Below are 1,129 nucleotides of genomic sequence, written 5' to 3'. Positions count from 1 at the left end.
TGCCAAGACAAAAGGAATGCGCCGTAAGGGCGCAAAGGTGACTCCAAACCGCCCATGCCAATGGATCAGCACCTGGCTGTATGTGTCACTGACTACGCACCGGGCCTGCTAGCGGGCGAGCACCGGAATGTGGCTCGTGTGTCGATGGGCATATCCGTTTGATGTGGTGGCACCACTGGCTGGTTTCGCCTTTACGGCGACCCACTTGGTGGTATGGCCCCATAACAGCTGAGCTATGGCCCCATAACAAAATTGGTGGGTCTGGGCAGATTCGAACTGCCGACCTCACCCTTATCAGGGGTGCGCTCTAACCAACTGAGCTACAGACCCAATTTCGAGCGCGTAACTGTTAGCTTTGAGCTACCAGCTTGGAGCTTAAAGCTGCTTCTATCGTCTTCTTCAATGAATCAAGCAATTCGTGTGGGAGCTTATGAAACAGCTGATGTCGTCGATTAAGGAGGTGATTATCTGCCATCCAGTCTATCTTTCTATCACATACCCAAATTTTTAAAGAACGATTCTGAAAAAGTTCAGAAATCAATATTCGACGCGAATATTTATTTCTAAGCTTTGACATGAAAGTACAGTTACTCCATAAAGAGCAACTTATCGTCTTTTCAATGAATCAAGCAATTCGTGTGGGAGCTTATGAAACAGCTGATGTCGTCGATTAAGGAGGTGATCCAGCCGCAGACCGCCACGCTGACCCAACCAGCCGGCACGGCGATGACCGTAACCCTGAGCAACGGCGCCGTGATCAACATCCCTGCTGGCGAAACCACCGGCTCGGTGGACTTCGATGCGCCGAAGGATGACGTCTACATCGACGCGGGTACCGTTGAAGCCTCGATCGAAAGCACCACCGGTGGTGATTTCGAGAAACTGGCCGTTGACGAAACCCCAGCCGTGGGACCCTGCGCGACTACATCGACTACATGCGCGATAAAGCTAAAACCCGCGGCTGGCTTCTGACGATACTGTGGGAAGGTATATTTGGCGTGTTTATTTTCAATGCCCCATTGGCTGGCTACCTGCAGTGGAAAAAGTTGAATCCGCCTCCAAGCCTGGACTACCCCGCCATTATCGAATGGTCCAAACCCCTGCCGCCCGAACAATGGGCCAAGCGTTC

Annotated in this window: 1 protein-coding gene, 1 tRNA gene and 1 pseudogene; 2 read left to right on the top strand and 1 reads right to left on the bottom strand. The window is 51.9% G+C overall.

Annotation, left to right across the window (positions count from 1 at the left end; translation table 11 throughout):
• Positions 1 to 253: 253 nt before the first annotated feature.
• Positions 254 to 330 (bottom strand) — tRNA-Ile (locus tag V0R60_RS26810).
• A 318-nt stretch (positions 331 to 648) separates the two neighbouring features.
• On the opposite strand from V0R60_RS26810, the gene V0R60_RS26805 reads away from it, so the two are divergent.
• Both V0R60_RS26805 and V0R60_RS27130 read left to right on the top strand, forming a co-directional pair.
• A complete protein-coding gene (locus tag V0R60_RS26805; protein ID WP_408005563.1) occupies positions 649 to 972 on the top strand; it encodes an immunoglobulin-like domain-containing protein in 324 nt (107 codons plus the stop codon).
• Positions 915 to 1,129, top strand: a pseudogene (locus V0R60_RS27130) (hypothetical protein); the annotation flags it as partial. The gene V0R60_RS26805 and the pseudogene V0R60_RS27130, both read left to right, overlap by 58 nt.

Origin of the sequence: Pseudomonas auratipiscis (genome assembly GCF_036324085.1) — a bacterium.
Taxonomy (GTDB): domain Bacteria; phylum Pseudomonadota; class Gammaproteobacteria; order Pseudomonadales; family Pseudomonadaceae; genus Aquipseudomonas; species Aquipseudomonas auratipiscis.
Note: the sequence above shows the minus strand (reverse complement) of the source record. Positions and strands in the feature narration are given on the sequence as shown.